The organism is Caloranaerobacter sp. TR13 (assembly GCF_001316435.1).
Classification (GTDB): domain Bacteria; phylum Bacillota; class Clostridia; order Tissierellales; family Thermohalobacteraceae; genus Caloranaerobacter.
Window position 1 is genome coordinate 545,109 of the sequence record NZ_JXLL01000001.1, and the last position, 20,949, is coordinate 566,057.

The following is a 20,949-nucleotide window of genomic DNA, read 5'->3' on the forward strand; positions in this document are numbered from 1 at the left end:
TATTGAAATCCTTACTTAAAACAAAAAAGATGCTAAATGCATCTTTCTAATAGATTATTTTATTAATTTAAGGAAATATCATTTAACTTTTCTTCGAATATTTCATAAATCTTTTGTTTCAAACTTGAATATTTAGATGAATCTAAAAAAGGATCTTCTTCTAGAATCTGAAAAACTTCTTTTTGTGCTAATTTCAGTATTTTAATATCAGTAAATAGATTCGCAATTTTTAAATCAGGTAACCCATGTTGTCTTGTTCCGAAAAACTCGCCTGGTCCTCTTAATTCAAGGTCTTTTTCTGATATTTCAAATCCATTATTGGATTTCTCCATTATTTTCATTCTTTCAATAGAAATCTTGCTTTTACTTTCATTAATAAGAATACAATATGATTGATGCTCACCTCTCCCTACTCTGCCACGTAGCTGGTGAAGTTGAGAAAGTCCAAATCTCTCAGCATTTTCTATTACCATAATATTAGCATTAGGAATATTTACCCCTACTTCTATAACTGTTGTTGAAATAAGTATATCAATATCTCCATTTTTAAATTTTGTCATTATCTCTTCTTTTTCAATAGCTGATAATTTTCCATGTAGCAATCCTAGCTTAAAATCTCTAAAAATATTTTCTTTTAGATCTTCATATAATTTTATAGCAGATTGTAAATCTAATGCATCAGACTCTTCTATCAAAGGACAGACCATATAAACCTGTCTGCCTTTGTTTACTTCTTTTTTGATAAAATCATATACTCTAGCTTTCATACTTGCATTTACCACATAAGTTTTCACTTTCTTCCTTCCAGGTGGCACCTCATCAATAATTGAAATATCTAAATCGCCATATAATATCAATGCTAATGTTCTTGGTATTGGTGTTGCTGTCATAACTAAAACATCAGGATTTAGTCCTTTTTGTGAAAGAGCTGACCTTTGTCTAACTCCAAATCTATGTTGTTCATCAGTAATTGCAAGCCCTAATTTATGAAACTCTACAGTTTCTTGTATTAGCGCATGCGTACCGATTACAATATCAATTTCTCCTCCTCTTATTTTGTCTAATATTTCCTTTTTTTTCTTGATAGACATACTTCCTACTAACAAACTAACTTTAATGTCAAACTGCTCTAATAAATTACTCACATTTTCATAATGCTGTGTTGCTAAAATCTCTGTAGGTGCCATCATAACTGCTTGATAACCTGATTTAACTGCCTTAAACATTGCTAATACTGCAATAATCGTTTTGCCAGAACCAACATCTCCTTGTACTAATCTATTCATTGGTCTACTTGACTCCATATCTAAACATATTTCTTCATAAACCTTTTTTTGTGCATTAGTTAGCTTAAATGGCAAAGAATCTATTAATTTATTTATTTCTTTTACTTGTGAAAATTTAATACCTTGTACATTTTCTATATATCTATTTCTTATAAGTCTTAAACCTAATTGCAAAATAAAAAGCTCTTCAAATACAAGCCTTTTCTTAGCTTCTATATAAGAATATCTATCTTTAGGAAAATGTATATTACTTATTGCTGTGTAAATTGAACATAAATTATATTTCTTTTTAATATACTCTGGCATTATATCTTCAATATAATTTAAATACTCATCTAAAACTTTCTTGACTAGTTTAACCATATCACTATTTTTTAGCTTCTTAGTGAGTGGATAAATAGGAATGATTTTACCAATTTTATCATTTTCATCTTCTCTCTCAAATACAGGATTTTGAATTTGTATTTCATTAAATATTTTTTTAACTTTTCCATTTACCTTTAATACTTCTCCTATTTTAAACTGATTTTTAATATATTCTTGGTTAAACCAGACCAAAAAAGCTAATCCTGTTTCATCTCTAACAGGTACTTTAACAATTGTAAGACCTTTTCTTGGCTTCATTACTGAAGGTGACCCCACTACAATGATTTTCAAATTAGCTTTTTCACCATTTCTTACATTTATTATTTTATCCGCTTTTCTCCTGTCTTCATATGTTCTTGGAAAATAATAAAGTAAATCCTTCACCGTTTCTATATTAATCCTTTTTAATAGTTTTGCTCTTTTAGGACCTACTCCTTTTATAAATTGTATAGGTGTATTAAGGCTATTCAATCTTTTCACCTCTAATTTTACTAACTATATGAACTAAGAACAAAATCATAGATGTAAAGAAAAAACAATAGCTAAGTGTACCTTAGCTATTGTAATTATTCTATTGAAAATATATAATAATACAAAGGTTGACCACCATAAACAACTTCTACATCACAATCTTCAATTTCATCCTCAATAATTTCTGCTAAAGCTTCTGCTTCTTCTTCAGAAATATCCTCTCCATAAAATAATGTAATTAAATCATTATCATCGTCAACTATATCTTTCAATAAATTAATTGAAACTTGAGTAATATCATTTCCTACTGACTTGATCTCACCTTCACCAATTCCTATAATATCATCCTTTTTAATTTCTATATCATTAATTACTGTATCTCTTACAGCAAAAGTAACTTGTCCTGTCTTTACTGATTTAATAGATTTTATCATATTGTTAATATTCTCTTCAAGTTCCAAGTCCTCATCAAAACTTAAGAGAGCTGAAATTCCTTGAGGTACACTCTTAGTTGGTAACACTTCTATATTTCCATCACTTAATTCTTTAGCTTGCTTAGCTGCCAAAATAATATTACTATTATTTGGTAATATTATTATATTTTCTGCATTTACACTATTTACTGCTTTTAATATATCTTCTGTACTTGGATTCATTGTTTGACCACCATGTATAATAAAGTCTACATTTAAATCTTTGAATACATTTGCTATACCTTCACCCATAGCCACAGCTATAAAACCATATTTTTTTCTACTCAAGTCTATAGCTTTCTCTTCTTCCATTATTCTATTTTTATGTTGGTATCTCATATTATCAATTTTAACATTAGTTAATTCGCCTATTGCAAGTGCTTTTTCTAAAACAATCCCTGGATTATTTGTATGAATATGAACTTTTGTAACTTCATCATTATTTACAACAAGTAAAGAATCTCCTAATCCCATAATTTCTTGCTTGAATTCATTTATATCCACATTTTCACTATTAATAATAAACTCTGTACAGTAACCGAACTTAATATCTTCATCAAGTCTTTCAATATTAATACTATCCTCTATTTCTATATATATATCGTCTTCAAGCAAAGTACTATCACCAGTCGATACAACATCTAAAGCACCTAATAAAATATATATTAATCCTTTTCCACCAGCATCAACTACACCTGCTTGTTTTAATACAGGTAACATCTCAGGTGTTTTTTTCAAAGTTATTTCACCATGTTTAATCACTTCTTCTAGAAACTTTTTAATATCCCTCTCTTTTTTTGCTATTTCTAAAGCTCTTTCTGCGCATTCTCTCGCTACTGTTAATATAGTACCTTCTATAGGTTTCATTACAGCTTTGTAAGCAGTGTCTGAAGCTGATTTAAAAGCTTTAGCTAGTATTTCTACATCGATTTTTTCAACATCTTTTAAACCTTTAGCAAACCCTCTAAATAACTGTGATAATATTACTCCTGAATTTCCTCTTGCTCCCATTAAAGAACCATTTGAAGCAGCTTTAGCAATATCTTCGATTTTTTCACTATTTACGCTCTTTACCTGCTTTATTGCTGATTGCATTGTCAACGACATATTCGTCCCTGTATCTCCGTCTGGCACAGGAAATACGTTAAGAGAATCTACTACTTGTTTATTTTTTTCTAATTTATTTGCTGCTCCTATAAAAATATTTTTTAGCAAAACTCCATCTATGTATTCAATTTTCAATCTTAGTACCTCCTTAACCTACTTTTGTACTCTGACACCTTGAACATTAATATTAACTTTTTCTACTGTCAAACCTGTCAAGCTCTCAATATTATATTTTACTTTCTCTATTATGTTGTTTGCAACTACTGAAATTTTTGTTCCAAATTGTACTATAACATACAAATCAATGACAATTCTATTATCCTCAGTATGAACCTTTACACCTTTTGTCAAATGCTCTCTTCTTAGTAATTCTACTAAACCCTCAGTTGCATTTCGGCTTGCCATACCTACTAAGCCATAACACTCCATTGCTGATAAACCTGCTATTATAGCAAGCACATTATCATCAATATTTATTGAACCAAACTTATTACTTAATTTACCTGGCATTATAATCCTCCTTTAGAACTATTATATATATATAATACCCTATTATTTCACCTTATTCAACTTGACATTTATAACTCAAAAGTAATTATAACAAAAACTTCGATTTAAATAAATTTTTGTAAATAATTTATAATATAAACTCTTAAGTAAAATACTTTTCCATATTAAACTTAGTATATTTATATCTTTTTATTGCAAAAATAATCCTTGGTATGTTAAAATAGTAATGTTTTTATAGGGGCTTTTTAGTACTAGAACTGAGGAGGTGTTTTTTATGTCAAGAGTTTGCGAAGTATGCGGTAAAGGAAAAGTAGCAGGTTTCAAAGTAAGCCACTCTAACCGTCATAATAAAAGAACTTGGTTACCAAATATTAGAAGAGTAAAAGCTATTGTTAATGGTACTCCAAAGAGAATAAGAGTTTGTACTAGATGTTTAAGATCAGGTAAAGTTGAAAGAGCTTTATAGTTTAAATGGCTTCCTAAATATTGGAAGCCTTTTAATTTTATTAAGTACTATACAAATACCAACCTATCCATATTAGGCTGATTCCAATAAATGATAATATAACCCAACTCGGTAACATATAGAAAATCATACTAATTAAAATAACTAATAAAACCATTATTAGCGTTTTCTTTATTTTTTTCAAATGTACCACCTCTATAGCATTCTATAGAATACCCATCCAATCAAAATCAATAAAATACCCAAGAAAAAAATCCATACTGATATAGGTACAACTTGAATTACAATTATTGCGCCTACTACAGCAAGTAAAACGCCAATTATTTGTTTTATATTTTTCTTAAGAAATATTTTTCTCATACTAACCACTCCCTAAAGGCTACTATAATATATTTTATTCAGTACGTTAAATAATGTTACTACATATTTTATACAACAAAAAATGCGACCAAAGGTCGCATACTGTTTTTAATCTATAGACTTTATAACTAAACATACTCCTTCTTCTACTTTAATAATTCCTTTATCTGATACCAAAGTATTACTTATACCAAGCGTTGAACTAAATTTTATGTTCTCTTTTTCTGTTTCATATTCAAAACCTTTTAATGTAACCCCTAACAAATCTCCATTAAACGGAATAATTGAAACATATTTTTTCTCATCTTTATAAAGAACTAATTCATCATTTGTTATAAATATTTCATTATGGTCATCTATTATAGTAGCTTTAACTCCTTTTTGTAGTAAAGAATATAGTAAAAAGATGTTAGCTAAAGTATGATCCAATCTTGTACCTGTAACTCCAACCAATACTATTTCATTAAAACTTTCTTCAATTACATAATCAATTGCTAGTTCAGTATCTGTTTTATCTTTTTTAGTAGGAAATTCTATAAATTTAACTTTATATTCTTTTAACCTTTTCAATGTATCTTTATCTATAGAATCTAAGTCACCAATAACAATATCTGGTATACGGTCTGCTTTTACAACTAAATCTGCCCCACCATCAGCACAAACAACTAAATCAACATCTTCACATACTCTTTTTATTATATTAAGATTTTCTATATTCCCACTTGAAACTATTAAGGCTTTCATATTTCCTCCCAAGTTAACTATTTAATCTTTGGATTGGTTTATTTAATAATAATACTAATACTAGTGATATAATCAACTCTATACCTAAATAGCTTCCATTATATATTGCTGAATATAACCAAGGATTCATGCCTTCTGGTGCATACTCTGCAAAAAAAATAACACCAGATAATAAATGTGCTATAAATCTACCAAATATAGCTATAAAAACTCCTATAAATAGATTTAAATATTTATTTTTTATTTTATTACCTAAAGACTTTGAAATACCAGCTAACCCTAAAAGTGCAAAAGCTATAGGATAATCTAATAAATATTGAATAGGATGTACAAAGTAAAGACCCAATATTGACTGAATAATACCATAAACCAATCCTACGAATAATCCTGGCATTATTCCCCATCTCAAAGCAAATATAATTATTGGTATCATACTACCTGCAGTTACAGAACCGCCAAAAGGTGCTTCGTATATTTTGAGCATACTCAAAATTGAAGCAAGTGCTACCATAACTCCTCCTTCAGTTAGCATTCTAATTTTTACATTTCTTTCCATAAAACTACCTCCTTTAATTTTAAAAAAATAAAAGACTTCCATAGCAAATAATGGAAGCCTTAAATACAAATAAACAGAATATTACCACATGGGTAATATTAAAGCTAACCACATTCCCTACGCTAGAATTACCTAGTTCAGGTTAAAGGGTCGAAACACAAAGTTTCCTCTCAGCCAAAAAGGCTCCCCTAGTGGAATATTTAATTTCCGCTTTTATTATAACAATAATATTTAATATTGTAAAGTGATAACTTGTTTAAATTTTCTAATCGTTTCAACAATATCATCTGATTTAAACACAGCAGACCCAGCTACTAAAATATTTGCTCCACATTTAACAGCTTTATCTGCATTTTCTAATTTTATACCACCATCAACTTCAATATCAATATTTAAATTCTTTTTATTTATTAAATCTCTCAATTTTGTTATTTTTGTTTCCATATTACTTATAAATTTTTGTCCACCAAAACCTGGATTTACAGTCATTATCAATACCATATCAATATCTTCGATAATATATTCAATAGTAGAAAGAGGTGTAGACGGATTTAATGCAACACCAGCTTTAATGCCATAACTTTTTATTTGTTGAATAGTTCGGTGTAGATGTACTGTTGCTTCTTGATGCACAGTAATAATATCAGCTCCAGAATCAACAAATTCTTTTATATACCTTTCAGGTTCTTCAATCATCAAATGAACATCAAAAGGTAATTTAGTTACTTTTCTCAAATATTTAATAACTGGTGGCCCAATAGTAATATTAGGTACAAATTTCCCGTCCATAACATCTAGGTGTATTAAATCAGCTCCACCCTCTTCTGCCTTCTTTATTTCTTGACCTAATCTACTAAAATCTGCTGACAAAATTGATGGTGCAATTTTAACCATATCTAATACCTCCTATTATTCCTAAGTTCCTCTAAAAACATCAAATAATTATCATATCTAGTCTTACTAATCTTATTTTCTTCAACTGCTTTCTTAACAGAGCAATCTGGTTCTTTATAATGCCAACATCCCACAAATCTACAGTTTCCACTAAACTCATTAATTTCTCTAAAATATAAACCTAAGTCTTCTTCTTTTATAAAATCAATATTTAATGAACTAAAACCAGGAGTATCAACAACCCAACCTCCTACGTTTAATTCCAGTAACTCTGCTCTCCTAGTAGTATGTCTTCCTCTATTAGTCTTTTGACTAACCTCTCCTGTTTTTAACTGCAAATCAGGCTGTATGCTATTAAGTAGAGTTGATTTGCCGACTCCTGAAGGTCCTGCGAAAACTGTTATCTTATCTACTAATGTTTGCCTTAATTCATCAACTCCTACTCCTGAAATACAGCTTGTATTAATAACTCTATATCCTGCATTCAAATAGATACCATTTAGAAACTTTAATTCTTCTTCTGATATTAAATCTATTTTATTAAAACAAACAACTATATCTAAATCTTTAGATTCTGCTAGAAGTAAAAACCTATCTAGTAACCATAAATTTGGATCTGGACTTTTTACTGCAAAAACTATTATAACTTGATTTACATTTGCAACAGGAGGTCTAAATAACTCAGTTCTTCTTTCGAAAATTTCTTCAATAAAACCTGTATTATCTTCGCTTGAAATTCTTATTTTTACTCTATCCCCTACTAATGGGGTAATTTTCTTTTTTCTAAAAACCCCTCTAGCTCTACATTCATATACTTTATTACCAACCTTTACGTAATAGAAACCTCCTATCCCTTTAATAATTATCCCTTCTAGCATTAACTAACCTCCTTAGAAGTTAATAACTTTCTGTTCATAAAATTCCCCATCATAGTATATTTCATATTTAACCTCACCTTTTCCTGAAATAGTTACAGATATCCTCTCTTCTTTAGTTTCATGAATTTTATTATATATAATTTCTTTAGATTGACCTTGTATTTTATATATTTTTACTTCTACTTTTTCTCTATCTTGTGGAAGAGGAATAATTAACTGCAAAACTTTTTCTTGTTCTTGTAAGGTATCTTGTTCATTTTGTGTTATTTGGTCTTGTTCATTTTTACCTTCATTATTCTCTATTAAGTTATTATCATTTTGTCCTACTGTAATCGGACCGCTACTTATAATCAAGTCAACTGTTGTATTCTCCTCAACTTCAGCTCCTGCCGGATAGCTTTGCCATGTAACTAAATCCTTTGGTATATCATTATTAGGTTCATACTTTACTTCACCTAACACAAATCCTTTAGATATAATCTCTCGCTTAGCATTTTCTAAATTTAAACCAATTAAATTAGGCATAATTACATAACTTATTTCTGGTCCTTGACTAATTACAAAATCTATTTCAGTGCCCTCTGGAACCATCGACAATGGTTCAGGTTTCTGACTTATTACTATTCCCTCTGGATAAATATCACTAAACTTGTAATCAATATTACCTTTTCTAAGACCAACTTCGCTTAAAGCTACTTCAATATCACTAGAATATTTATTAAGTAAATCAGGTACCCTTACTAATTTCTCACCCTTACTTACAACCACTTCTATTGGATAACCTATTTTCACTTTATCTTTAGGATCAATATTCTGAGATATTATATATCCTTCTTTGTAATCCTTATTATAAATTCTTTTTTTAACAACAAACTTTAGACCTAAACTCTCTATCTTCTGTTTTGCAACATCTTCATGTAAACCAATAATTAAAGGTACATTTACTTCTTCAACAAATAAATAATCTTTAATATATAAGAACCCTACAGCTAAAGCAGTAGTAAAAATTAATGCAAGTAATATCGCAAAAAATGTTATTACTTTATTTGACTTGTTCTTATTCTTGTTCTTTTTGCTTTTTTTCTTGTCATTATTTCTTTTATTCATAAGCATATCATCCTTTATCGCTGGAATTACTCGTGTTGGTGAATCATCATAATTATTAATTTCTATATAACTTCCATCTTTTGACTCTTTAGCCTTTTCAAGATCCTTTAATAATTCTTCAGCACTATCGTATCTCAAACTTTGGTTCTTTTCTACACACTTTAAAATGATTTTTTCTAAACTTTCTGGAATAGTCTCAACAAATTGTCTTGGTGTAACAATATCTTCTTGTATATGCTTTATAGCAACTGAAATAGGACTATCACCTTCAAAAGGAACCCTACCTGTAACCATTTCATACATTACTATACCTAAAGAATATATATCTGATTTCTCATTTGTATATCCTCCTCTAGCTTGCTCAGGTGAGAAATAATGAACAGAACCAATCACATTACTAGTATTAGTAACTGTAGAAGTAGTAGCTGCCTTAGCTATTCCAAAGTCTGCCACTTTAACTCTTCCATCATCAGACACTAAAATATTATGAGGTTTTATATCCCTATGAACTATATGATTTTTATGAGCATGACTTAATGCTCGCGCTATTTGTATAGCTATATCAATAGTTTCTTCATAACTTAATTTTCCTTTTTCTCTAATAAGTTCTTTTAAAGTTTTGCCGTTAACATACTCCATAACTATATAATATATATCATCCTCGACACCTACATCATAAATATTTACAATATTAGGATGAGAAAGACTTGCAGCTGCTTGTGATTCTCTTCTGAATTTATTAATAAATTCTTCATTATTTATAAATTCAGTTCTTAATACTTTTACTGCAACATATCGATTTAGTAGTTTGCATTTAGCTTTGTATACTAAAGCCATGCCTCCACCACCAATTTTTTCAACTATTTCATATCTATCTCCTAAAAGTCTACCTTTCACTACTCTCACCTCTTTTCTATTCAATTCTTATTGCTAAAACTGTAGTATTATCGAAACCGCCATGTTCATTTGCTATATATGTTAATTTATCACAAGCTTCCTGCATATTCTCTGATAATAACATTACTCTCAAAATATCTTCATTACTAACCATATTAAATAAACCATCAGTACATAAAATAATAATATCTCCACTTAAAATATCTCTACTAATTATATCAACTTTTACTTTCTCTTCTGTCCCAATAGCTCTAGTTATAATATTTTTTTGTGGATGGTTAATCGCTTCTTCTTCCGTTATGCTTCCATTTCTAACTAGCTCAGCCACTAGAGAATGGTCTTGTGTTAACTGGATTAAATTATTTTTTCTAATCAAGTAAGCTCTACTATCGCCGACATGGCCAATATATATTTTATTATTATTATTAATAAAAGCCAATGTAATAGTTGTTCCCATACCTGAAAACTTTTCATTTTCTAAAGATTGTTTGTAAATTTTATAATTTGCTTTTGATAAAGCCAAATTTATAAAATAAGGTATCTCAACTTCATTGTTTAATAGTTTATCTTTAAATTCATATAATACTTCCTTCACCGTACTTATTGCAAGCATACTAGCAACCTCACCTGCATTCTGCCCACCCATACCATCAGCTACAACAAATAGTGGTAACTCATCAATGTCGGAACAATAGTATGAATCTTGATTAATCTCTCTTACTATGCCTGTATCAGTGCAAAAACCAACATCCATATTATCCCCTCACTTTTAAGTAATAAGTCAACAGCTTACAATAATTTAACATATATCTATTATCTATTGACTACCGACTATAGATAATTAACTATTAATTATCAACATTAACTCTTGTTCATATAATCTCTTCTTAACTGGCCACAAGCTGCATTGATATCTCTACCCATTTCTCTTCTAATAGTAGTTTTTATATTTCTACTCTCAAGTATCTCTTTGAACCTTAATACATTTACATCTTTTGAAGTATTAAAACTAGCCTCTTTTATTGGATTAAGTGGTATTAAATTCACATGACATAATATGCCTGATAGTAGTTTAGCTAATTCATTAGCATGCCTTGCAGAATCATTCACAGCATTAATCAATGTATATTCAAAAGTAATTCTTCTGTTTGTTTTACTAACATAATAATTACAAGCATCTAGTATATCTTTAATTGTATATTTATTAGCTATCGGCATAATTTTTTTTCTTTCGCTATCATATGCTGAGTGTAATGATATTGATAATGTAATAGGCATCTTAAGATTCGCTAACTCATAAATCTTTGGTACTATTCCACAAGTAGAAAGAGTAATATGTCTATATCCTAAATTTTGTCCATTCTTACAATGTATAAGTTCTAAAAATTTTATTACATTATCAAAATTATCTAAAGGTTCGCCACTTCCCATTAAAACTATATTGCTTACTTTAACATCTAAATCCTTTTGTATCTGATATACTTGGTCAACAATCTCACCTGGTGTAAGGTTTCTAATAAAACCACCTTTTGTGGAAGCACAAAATGAACATCCCATTTTACAACCAACCTGCGTAGAAATACATACAGATATTCCATGTTTATACTTCATCATAACACTTTCTATTATGTTACCATCTTCTAATAAAAAAAGGTATTTTTTTGTTTCATCAATTTTTGAATCAAATCTTTTAACTATTTGTAATTTAGTTATTTTATACTCATAATTCAGCTTGTCCCTTAATGTTTTGGAAAACTCGGTTATATCATCTATTGAATCTATCATTCTGTGATGAATCCAACTAAAAGCTTGCTTACCTCTAAAAGATTTTTCTCCAATATTTTTAAATAAATCCTTTAATTCATCTAATGTTAAAGATTTTAGATCTTTTTTATCCAAAAAATCCCTCCTAATATTACTCTCCATCTTTTTATTATAGCATATTTAATCGTATAGTGATTACTAGTAAATTTTAATCAATTTTGCTATAAAAAATCCATCTGTACCATGAATATTTGGAAAAAACTCAATATATCCATTTTTGCTGCTAATTTTTATATCATCACACCTAATTTCTTCTATTGGAACAAGTTTATACATAGGATTTTCTGATAAGAATCTTCTAATTAGTTTTATGTTTTCTTCTTTTTCTATTGTACATGTACTATATACTAAAATACCATTTTGTTTCAAATAACAACTACTATTTTTAAGAATGTTATATTGTATTTCATTAATCTCTTTTATATCTTCCAAAGTCCTATTATATTTTATTTCTGGCTTTCTTCTTATCAATCCAAACCCAGTACATGGAGCATCTACTACACAATAATCTATTTTTCCTACTAAATCAGTATCTAACACTAAGGCATCAAAAACTTCGGTATTAATAATATCAATGCCTAACCTTCTTGCATTTTGCTCAACTAACTTAAGTTTATGCTCATGTATATCTCTAGCAATAATTTTACCTTTATTATTCATCTTCTGAGCTATATGAGTAGTTTTACCTCCAGGCGCACTACACACATCTAGAACTAAACTATCTTCTTTAGGATTTAATACCTGTCCCACAAGCATTGAACTTTCGTCTTGAATTTGAAAATATCCTTTGTTAAATTCTTCTGTATTAGTAATTCTGACTGGGTTTTCAACTATTATCCCATCATCTGCATATTTAGTCTCATAAACTTGTATACCTTTATTACTGAATTTTTTCATAAGTTCATCTCTGCTAATTTTTAGTGTATTTACTCTTATATTTAGTTTAGGTTTTTTATTATTAGCTATACAAAGTTGTTCAGTAAATTCAAAACCAAATTCTTCTATCCATCTTTTAATCATCCATTCTGGATGTGAATATTTTATTGAAAGATATTTAATAGGCTCTAACTTTTTATCAGGAATTTCAATATTTTTTTTGTTTCGCGAAATAGTACGTAATACTCCATTAACAAAACCAATGGTTCCCTTATGGCTATATTTTTTAGCTAGCTTAACCGATTCATTACACGCAGCACTATCTGGCACTCTATCCATAAAAATTATCTGATAAATTCCCATTCTTAAAATTTCTTTCACTATAGGTGATATTTTACTAAATCTAACTTTTGAATATTGCTTAATAATCCAGTCTATAAATATTAAATTCTCTAATACACCATATACTAATTCTCTAATAAACAAATCATCTAATTCATTTATATTTGCTCTTAAATTCTTATCGACTGATATACTAGAATAAGCTTTTTTTACATTTACTTCATATAGTATTTTCATTGCAATTTCTCTTGAATTTCTCATAATGTATTTTCCCTCCATCAAAAAAATTAAAGGGGCTGCCCCCTTTAATCTCGTCTATTACTTAATATTAATAATCGCAACAACTGACTAATTGCAACTAGTGTAGCAGCAACATACGTTAAAGCAGCTGCTCTTAAAACCTTTTTAACTGGACTTGCTTCTTCATAAGTTATTATGCCATTTTGAAGCTGAATAAGAGCTCTACGACTTGCATTAAACTCAACAGGTAGTGTAATAATCTGAAAAGCTACTACAGCTAAATAAAGCAATATCCCTAATTGAATCAAACCATATGCACGTAAAATAAATCCTGCAAAAACTAATATCCAAACAAATCTAGCTCCAAAGCTCGCCACAGGTGCAATGTTATTTCTCAGAATTAATGGGAAATATCCATTTGCATGTTGTATTGCATGGCCAACTTCATGCGCAGCTACTCCTATCGAAGCAACTGATGTTCCACTATAAACCTCTCTTGAAAGTCTTAGAACTTTTTTTCTTGGATCATAATGGTCAGTAAGTCTTCCACCAATCAATTCAATCCTCACATCATAAAGACCATTCTTATCAAGAATCATTCTTGCTACTTGCGCTCCAGTATATCCTGAAATATTTCCTATTCTAAGATATTTATTAAAAGTTGTTTGAACTTTAGTTTGAGCATACATAGCAAATATTATCGCAGGTAAAACTAATATAAAAGTTGGATCAATTCCATAGTATCCATAATGATACATTTTTTAGCCCTCCTTTAGGTAAAGTATTATGGCTTCCTCTAATTTTTTTATATTAACCCTAGTATCAAAACAAGGTCCATTAGGCCTTTCATTAATAACTCCTATTACTGGTATTTTTCTTACATCATTAATCCCACTTGCTAAATCTCTTTCGCAAGCTACAGCAATAATTGCTTTGGGTCTATTCTTTTTGATCCATTCTCTAGCTAAAGTCCCACCAGTAGCAACAACTGTTTTTACATTATATTCTTTACTTAATCTTAATATTTCACTTATATCACATCTACCACACATTGTACAATTATTTATATCATGAGTAATTTTATGCTTACAATCAGAACTCTGTAAACAATGTGGTATAAGAATAAGAATGTCTCCACTATTATCTATATTAATATTTTTTGACTTAACTAATAAATTATTTATATCTGCAAAAACTCTTCTAATACTATCCTTGTCCAATTTAAATATTTTAGCTATAAAGACTAAAACTGGAAACAATGTTTTATTCATTTTTTTTAAATATAGATAACTTATATTTGATAAGTTCCTACCAGTAGTTAAGATATATATTAATAATATCCCTACTAAAATATTGATTGTAAAAAATATTAAAACAATTGAAATAACCAACAATACTATTCTTGATATATCAATTGAATTATTAAATGCCAGGTAAATTCCAAAATAAATTATAAGTAATAAGGTTATAAATAATATTGATAATGTACTTATAAAACTAAACTTATCCTTTTTCATGTAATTCACTTCCAAATTATTTTAATATTATACCTGTAGAAAATTCATTGCCTTTTAGATACTCTGAAACTTTCATTCTTTTCTTGTTTGGAAACTGCAATTCTTTTATGACTAAGCAATCTTTAGCTGTGCTAACATAAATTCCTTCATTATCTACTTTTACAACTTGGCCTATATCACCATCTTTAATTACTTTACAAACTTCTGTCACAAAAACTTTGACTTTCATGTTGTTGTATTCAAAATAAGCGCAAGGCCAAGGATTTAAGCCTCTTACAAGATTATGAATTTCAACAGCTGTTTTTTCCCAATTTATCTTGCCAATAGATTTATTTAAAATTGGAGCATAAGTGGCTATACTATTATCCTGAGGAGTACTTTTTATTTGTCCCTTTTCAATATAGTACAAGGTCTCTATAAGTAATTCAGCTCCAATTTCCTTTAATCTATCATGTAATTGCCCAGCTGTTTCGTTTTCACCTATTAAAACTTCTCTTTTAAGAAGCATATCCCCTGTATCTAATCCCTTATCCATATACATAGTTGTTATTCCTGTTTTCTTTTCTCCATTAATAATTGCCCAATTAATCGGTGCAGCTCCTCTATAATATGGTAGTAGTGAAGCATGTACGTTAATACATCCATATTTAGGTAATTTCAAAATCTCTTCTTTTAGAATTTGTCCATATGCTACAACTACTATTACATCTGGTGATATACTCTTTAGTAACTCAATAGTTTCTTTTGTATTTACATTTTCTGGCTGCAATACTTTAATGCCTAATTTTTCAGCCTCTACCTTAACTGGAGGAGAAGTTAATTTTTTCCCTCTACCTTTAGGTCTATCAGGTTGTGTAATTACCAAAGGTATATCATATTTTCTTTCATATATCCTTTTAAGTGTAGGTACTGCAAAATCTGGAGTTCCCATAAAAACTATTTTCATACTAACACCTCTATCTGTTCTTTTTAACAACTTTATCAACAAATAAAATACCGTTTAAATGGTCTATTTCATGACATAAAGCTCTAGCTAAAAGACCAGTTCCTTCAATTATTAGCTCTTTTCCATTCTCATCTAAATACTTAATTTTAACTTTACCGGGTCTTTTAACTTCTCCAGACTCTCCTGGAACACTTAAACACCCTTCTACATCAATAATTTCATCTTCCATTGATATAATTTCTGGATTTATTAACTTAATAGGCCCTTCACCAATATCTATAACAATAACTCTTTTTAAAATTCCTACCTGTGGAGCTGCTAACCCTACTCCTTCATTTTTATACATTGTTTCTAACATATCGTCTAACAATACTTTTATTCTCTCATCAATTTTTGTTACTTCTCTAGATTTTTTTCTAAGAATTGGATCGCCTATATATCTTAATTGACGAATTGCCATAATATCATTCCTCCTAAATTACACTTATTGGATTTATATCAATGCTAATTTTTATATTTTTATATTCCCTATCATTTTTTTTAGTAACAACTAAATCCTTAAGTATTTTTTTAATAATTTTTATTTCTTCTTGTCTACATTTTATCATAATTTGATAACGATAATTATTTCTTATTTTATAAATTGGTGCTGGATTGGGACCTAAAATTAAGTCGTCTCTTATTTCGCTAAAATTTTGTTTTAATACGTTTATTAAGCAAACATAAAACTCTTTAGATAATTCTTTAAGTTTAATCTCTTCTTTACTCACTAACACGATATTTATAATGTTTGTATAAGGTGGATATTTAAATTCTTTTCTTATTTTTATTTCCATATCATAAAATTTCTTATAATCATGTTCCTTTGATGCTAAAATACTATAATGTTGAGGTTGATAAGTCTGTAATATAACTCTACCCTCTACATCGCCCCTGCCTGCTCTACCACTCACTTGAGTAACTAGTTGAAAAGTTCTTTCTGATGCTCTAAAGTCTGGTAAATTCAAACTTATATCTGCAGCTATTATACCAACTAGAGTTACATTAGGAAAGTCTAATCCTTTCGAAATCATTTGTGTTCCTATTAAAATATCTACTTCTCCATTTTTTACATCATTTAAAATTCTTTCATGACTACCTTTTTTAGTAGTGTTATCAACATCCATCCTAGCAACTTTAGCTGATGGAAATATTTTTTTAATATATTCTTCAACTTTTTGTGTTCCTATACCAAAGTACTTTATATATCTACTTCCACACTCAGGACAAGTAGTTGGTGGTTTAACAGATAATCCACAATAGTGACACTTTAAAACATTATTATCCAAATGATAAGTCATTGAAATATCACATTCTGAACATTTAACAACATACCCGCATTTTCTACAAGATATAAAAGTTGAAAACCCTCTTCTATTCAAAAACAAAATTGTTTGTTTTTTATTACACAGATTGTCTTTTATTGCTAAAAATAAAGACTCGCTAAATATCGATTTATTACCTTTTTCAAGTTCTTCTTTCATATCAACAATTTCGATACTTGGCATTTTAATCTTGTTTACTCTAGTAGGCATCTCTAACAGCTTAAAATCGCCATTTTTAGTTCTGTAATAAGTTTCAATCGAAGGTGTGGCAGATCCTAAAATTAAAGCAGCATTTTCTAAATCACATCTTTTCTCTGCTACTTCTATAGCACTATACTTTGGATTCATGCTTGATTTATAACTATTTTCATGCTCCTCATCAATAATTATTAACCCCAAGTTGCTAAAAGGTGCAAATACAGCTGATCTTGCTCCTACAACTATTTTAACCTTACCTTCCTTAATCTTTCTCCACTCATCATATCTTTCTCCAATAGAAAGTCTACTATGCAAAATTGCTACCTTATCACCAAATCTACCTACAAATCTTTCTACAGTTTGCGGTGTTAAAGAAATTTCAGGCACTAAAACAATTGAATCTTTATCTTGATTTAGCATTTTCTCAATCAATTGCAAATAAACCTCAGTTTTTCCACTGCCAGTAACACCATGTATCAAAAATTTATTTATATTACCCTTAGATATATCATTAATAATAGTATCTAAACATAATTTCTGATGTTCAGTTAAACTCACCTTTTTGTAAGGTGGAATATATTCTTTAATTGGACTTCTATCAACATTAATATCCAATATTTCAATTAGCCCTTTTGAATATAAAGATTTAATCGTAGAATAACTGCAGTTAGCCATTATCATTAATTCTTTCAATTTTATATACTCAATATCCTTTAATATTTTTATTACTTCAATTTGTTTAATTGCATTCTTACTTAAAGAATCTATTATTTCAATAATTTTATCTTTATCAAAGACCCTCTTTACAAACTTTTCATATTTCTTACCTATGCCAGTACTAATTTTATCATATACTTCTACTAGTCCTTTCTCCTCTAAAACTTTTATATGTAAATTAATATTTTTTATATGCAGGTCAGTCTTTAACTTACTTAATTCACATTCTTTTAACTCGAATAAATATTCAATAATTTTTTTCTGTTTTTCATCTAAGCTCTCTCTATATATATGCTTACACTTTTCTGTAATTTTAATATGTTTTATAACTTTATTACTAACACCAGTTGGTATTATTGTCTTAAATACTTCTATATACTGAGCTAGATATTTATCCCTCATCCATAATCCAAGTTCTATGAGTTTCTTTGGTATTATTGGCGTATCATCAATTACTTTTTTAATTGATTTCAATTTATTAGGGATAAAATCTATATCATCCACTATATCAATTACTAGTCCCTCTAACAACCTATTGCCTTTACCAAAAGGTACTAAAACTCTTTTTCCCACTTCTACATAGTTAATTATTTCTTCAGGAATGATGTAAGTAAATACTTTATCAGTATTTGTGCTTGTATTATCAACTATAATTAAAGCATATTTGCTTTTATGCATATATAATCAACCTTTCAGAAAAAGAAAATAAAAGATAATATATAAATAATATAATGGACAAAAGCTAGATAAATAGCTTTTAGCTAATACCTAGCTTAAATACATATCATGATAGCAATTCTTGCACTTTATCAAGAATTATTTTTGCTAACTCTTCTTTTGACATTTGTGGATAGCTATATTTATGACCTTCCTTATCAATTATTGTGGCAATGTTAGTATTACTTCTAAACCCTGCATTTTTCATTGTAACATCATTGGCTACAATAAAATCTAAATTTTTGACTTTTATTTTCTTTATTGCATTTTCTATTACATCATTTGTTTCTGCAGCAAATCCTACTAAAATCTGTTTTTTCTTTAACTTACCAAAATGAGCTAATATATCTGGATTTCTAACAAATTTAATATTAAGATTCCCATCTTGTTTTTTTATCTTTTTATCGCTTACAACTTCTGGTCTATAATCTAATGGAGCCGCTGCTTTTATTAATACATCAGCGTCATCAAAATACTCTTCAATTGCTTTTAACATTTCTATTGTAGTATTTATATTTACTACTTTGACACCTTCTGGTTTGTCCAAATTAGTTGGCCCACTTATAAGAATTACATCTGCACCTCTTCTCTTAGCTTCAATAGCTATAACATATCCCATTTTACCACTTGAAAAGTTAGTTATGTATCTAACAGGATCTATTTTCTCAATAGTAGGTCCTGCTGTTACAATAATTTTCTTATTTGTTAAAGTCTTCTTTTCAAAATGCATTTTTATATATTCTACAATGTCTACAGGCTCTGCCATTTTACCTTCACCATAATCTCCACACGCTAACCTTCCTGAAGCAGGTTTAATAAACTCATAACCTAAAGCTTTTAATTTTTCCATATTCTCTTTGAATATTGGATTTTTATACATATTTGTATTCATAGCTGGTGCAAAAATTACTTTTGCTTTAGTAGCCATAATAGTTGTAGTCAACATATCATCAGCAATTCCATTAGCTACTTTACCTATAACATTTGCAGTAGCTGGAGCTACCAAGAAAATATCTGCTTTCTGTGCTAATGAAATATGTTCAACTTCCCATTTTTTAGGTTCGGCAAACATATCAACAGTTACAAAGTTCTGTGATAATGATTGAAATGTTAGAGGTGTAACAAATTTTGTAGCTGATTTTGTCATAATAACATCTATATTTGCACCTAACTTTTTCAATCTACTAACTATGTCCACAGCTTTATAAGCTGCAATTCCTCCTGTTACACCTAAAACTATATTAACATTCGAAAGCAATATCATCCCTCCGTTATTTAAGGCCCTTTATATCTGGTCTTGAATATTCAATTTTCCCTTGATAAATTTCATGAACAGCGATTGTAACCGGTTTATTCGAATCTGTATTTACTAATGGTTCGTCACCATCTACAATTTGTCTTGCTCTTTTCGATATCATCATTACTAAAGTATATCTACTGTCTACTTTCTTTAATAAGTCATTAACTGAAGGATATAACATACTATACCTCCTCATATTTTTTTATTATTTCTCCAAGTCTTTTAACTTTACATTTTTCTGCTTTAATTATAAATTCTATTTTTGAAACAGCTTTATCTACTTCATCATTAACAACTGCATACTCATATTCATTCACATATGCTATCTCTTTATATGCACTATTAAATCTAGTTTTTAAAGATTCTTCTGTTTCTGTACCTCTTTTCTCAATTCTCTGTCTTAACTCTTCCATTGAAGGGGGTAAAATAAATATAAAAACTCCATCTGGATATATTTTTTTAACTGACAAAGCACCTTGTATATCAATCTCTAGCAAAACGTCTTTGCCCTCATCTAATTTATCTAATACAAACTTTTTAGGGGTACCATAATAATTCCCATAAACATTTGCATATTCCAAAAATTCTTCTTTCTTAATCATTTCTTCAAAGTCTTCCTTTGTAATAAAAAAATAGTTTACTCCATCTCTTTCACCATTTCTCGGTTTTCTAGTAGTAGCTGATATAGATAGATTAATGTCTTTATTACGTCTTAATAGCTCTTTACATATAGTACCTTTTCCAGCCCCTGAAGGCCCAGATATAACTATCAATAACCCCTTACTCATAGTCT

General features: G+C 28.9%; 21 protein-coding genes and 1 riboswitch. Of the genes, 1 reads left to right on the plus strand and 20 read right to left on the minus strand.

The genetic code is table 11. The features are described from left to right. Positions 1-62 precede the first annotated feature (62 nt). From recG to TR13x_RS02700, 3 genes are all read right to left on the minus strand, one after another. Positions 63-2,123: an ATP-dependent DNA helicase RecG gene (gene recG / locus TR13x_RS02690; RefSeq protein WP_054870330.1), complete on the minus strand. Its 2,061-nt coding sequence runs from the start codon at positions 2,121-2,123 to the stop codon at positions 63-65. Positions 2,124-2,218: 95 nt separating this feature from the next. After that, positions 2,219-3,838 carry a DAK2 domain-containing protein gene (locus TR13x_RS02695; protein WP_152912097.1) on the minus strand — a complete coding sequence of 540 codons (1,620 nt, stop codon included), beginning with the start codon at positions 3,836-3,838 and terminating at the stop codon, positions 2,219-2,221. A gap of 18 nt (positions 3,839-3,856) precedes the next feature. After that, positions 3,857-4,213 carry an Asp23/Gls24 family envelope stress response protein gene (locus TR13x_RS02700; RefSeq protein ID WP_054870331.1) on the minus strand — a complete coding sequence of 119 codons (357 nt, stop codon included), beginning with the start codon at positions 4,211-4,213 and terminating at the stop codon, positions 3,857-3,859. Positions 4,214-4,487: 274 nt separating this feature from the next. On the opposite strand from TR13x_RS02700, the gene rpmB reads away from it, so the two are divergent. Next, on the plus strand, positions 4,488-4,679 hold the full coding sequence (gene rpmB / locus TR13x_RS02705; RefSeq protein ID WP_054870332.1) for a 50S ribosomal protein L28: 192 nt from the start codon (positions 4,488-4,490) through the stop codon (positions 4,677-4,679). 195 nt (positions 4,680-4,874) lie between these two features. Here rpmB and TR13x_RS11105 read toward each other — a convergent pair whose 3' ends face one another. The 17 genes from TR13x_RS11105 to gmk form a co-directional block, all read right to left on the minus strand. Next, positions 4,875-5,039, minus strand: a complete 165-nt coding sequence (locus TR13x_RS11105; protein WP_161802922.1) for a hypothetical protein — start codon at positions 5,037-5,039, stop codon at positions 4,875-4,877. Positions 5,040-5,147: 108 nt separating this feature from the next. Continuing rightward, complete coding sequence (locus tag TR13x_RS02710; RefSeq protein WP_054870333.1) at positions 5,148-5,783, minus strand: thiamine diphosphokinase; 636 nt, start codon at positions 5,781-5,783, stop codon at positions 5,148-5,150. Between the two features lie 13 nt (positions 5,784-5,796). Further along, a complete protein-coding gene (gene thiT, locus TR13x_RS02715) occupies positions 5,797-6,339 on the minus strand; it encodes an energy-coupled thiamine transporter ThiT (protein ID WP_054870334.1) in 543 nt (180 codons plus the stop codon). A 96-nt stretch (positions 6,340-6,435) separates the two neighbouring features. Next, positions 6,436-6,539, minus strand: a riboswitch (TPP riboswitch). Between the two features lie 31 nt (positions 6,540-6,570). Beyond that, positions 6,571-7,233 carry a ribulose-phosphate 3-epimerase gene (gene rpe / locus TR13x_RS02720; RefSeq protein WP_054870335.1) on the minus strand — a complete coding sequence of 221 codons (663 nt, stop codon included), beginning with the start codon at positions 7,231-7,233 and terminating at the stop codon, positions 6,571-6,573. Between the two features lie 2 nt (positions 7,234-7,235). Then, the gene (gene rsgA, locus TR13x_RS02725) at positions 7,236-8,111 is read right to left on the minus strand and encodes a ribosome small subunit-dependent GTPase A (RefSeq protein ID WP_054870336.1); all 876 of its coding nucleotides are present in this window, start codon (positions 8,109-8,111) and stop codon (positions 7,236-7,238) included. Between the two features lie 12 nt (positions 8,112-8,123). Then, positions 8,124-10,115 (minus strand): Stk1 family PASTA domain-containing Ser/Thr kinase, encoded by a 1,992-nt coding sequence (gene pknB, locus TR13x_RS02730; RefSeq protein WP_054870337.1) that lies wholly within the window; start codon positions 10,113-10,115, stop codon positions 8,124-8,126. A 16-nt stretch (positions 10,116-10,131) separates the two neighbouring features. Next, a complete protein-coding gene (locus TR13x_RS02735) occupies positions 10,132-10,869 on the minus strand; it encodes a Stp1/IreP family PP2C-type Ser/Thr phosphatase (protein ID WP_054870338.1) in 738 nt (245 codons plus the stop codon). Positions 10,870-10,976: 107 nt separating this feature from the next. Continuing rightward, on the minus strand, positions 10,977-12,041 hold the full coding sequence (gene rlmN, locus TR13x_RS02740; RefSeq protein ID WP_054870339.1) for a 23S rRNA (adenine(2503)-C(2))-methyltransferase RlmN: 1,065 nt from the start codon (positions 12,039-12,041) through the stop codon (positions 10,977-10,979). A gap of 36 nt (positions 12,042-12,077) precedes the next feature. Beyond that, on the minus strand, positions 12,078-13,418 hold the full coding sequence (gene rsmB / locus TR13x_RS02745) for a 16S rRNA (cytosine(967)-C(5))-methyltransferase RsmB (protein ID WP_242851707.1): 1,341 nt from the start codon (positions 13,416-13,418) through the stop codon (positions 12,078-12,080). 44 nt (positions 13,419-13,462) lie between these two features. Continuing rightward, entirely contained in the window at positions 13,463-14,155 is a 693-nt protein-coding gene (locus TR13x_RS02750) for a zinc metallopeptidase (RefSeq protein ID WP_054870341.1), read from the minus strand. A 3-nt stretch (positions 14,156-14,158) separates the two neighbouring features. After that, the gene (locus TR13x_RS02755) at positions 14,159-14,914 is read right to left on the minus strand and encodes a DUF116 domain-containing protein (RefSeq protein WP_054870342.1); all 756 of its coding nucleotides are present in this window, start codon (positions 14,912-14,914) and stop codon (positions 14,159-14,161) included. A gap of 16 nt (positions 14,915-14,930) precedes the next feature. After that, positions 14,931-15,860 carry a methionyl-tRNA formyltransferase gene (fmt, locus tag TR13x_RS02760; protein ID WP_054870343.1) on the minus strand — a complete coding sequence of 310 codons (930 nt, stop codon included), beginning with the start codon at positions 15,858-15,860 and terminating at the stop codon, positions 14,931-14,933. Positions 15,861-15,870: 10 nt separating this feature from the next. Further along, positions 15,871-16,320, minus strand: a complete 450-nt coding sequence (gene def, locus TR13x_RS02765; protein WP_054870344.1) for a peptide deformylase — start codon at positions 16,318-16,320, stop codon at positions 15,871-15,873. A 13-nt stretch (positions 16,321-16,333) separates the two neighbouring features. Beyond that, positions 16,334-18,817: a primosomal protein N' gene (gene priA, locus TR13x_RS02770; protein WP_054870345.1), complete on the minus strand. Its 2,484-nt coding sequence runs from the start codon at positions 18,815-18,817 to the stop codon at positions 16,334-16,336. 106 nt (positions 18,818-18,923) lie between these two features. Next, entirely contained in the window at positions 18,924-20,114 is a 1,191-nt protein-coding gene (gene coaBC, locus TR13x_RS02775; RefSeq protein WP_054870346.1) for a bifunctional phosphopantothenoylcysteine decarboxylase/phosphopantothenate--cysteine ligase CoaBC, read from the minus strand. Positions 20,115-20,127: 13 nt separating this feature from the next. Then, positions 20,128-20,337, minus strand: a complete 210-nt coding sequence (rpoZ, locus tag TR13x_RS02780) for a DNA-directed RNA polymerase subunit omega (protein ID WP_054870347.1) — start codon at positions 20,335-20,337, stop codon at positions 20,128-20,130. 1 nt (position 20,338) lies between these two features. Then, positions 20,339-20,944, minus strand: coding sequence for a guanylate kinase (gmk, locus tag TR13x_RS02785; RefSeq protein ID WP_054870348.1), 606 nt, complete (start codon positions 20,942-20,944; stop codon positions 20,339-20,341). Between the last annotated feature and the right edge of the window lie 5 nt (positions 20,945-20,949).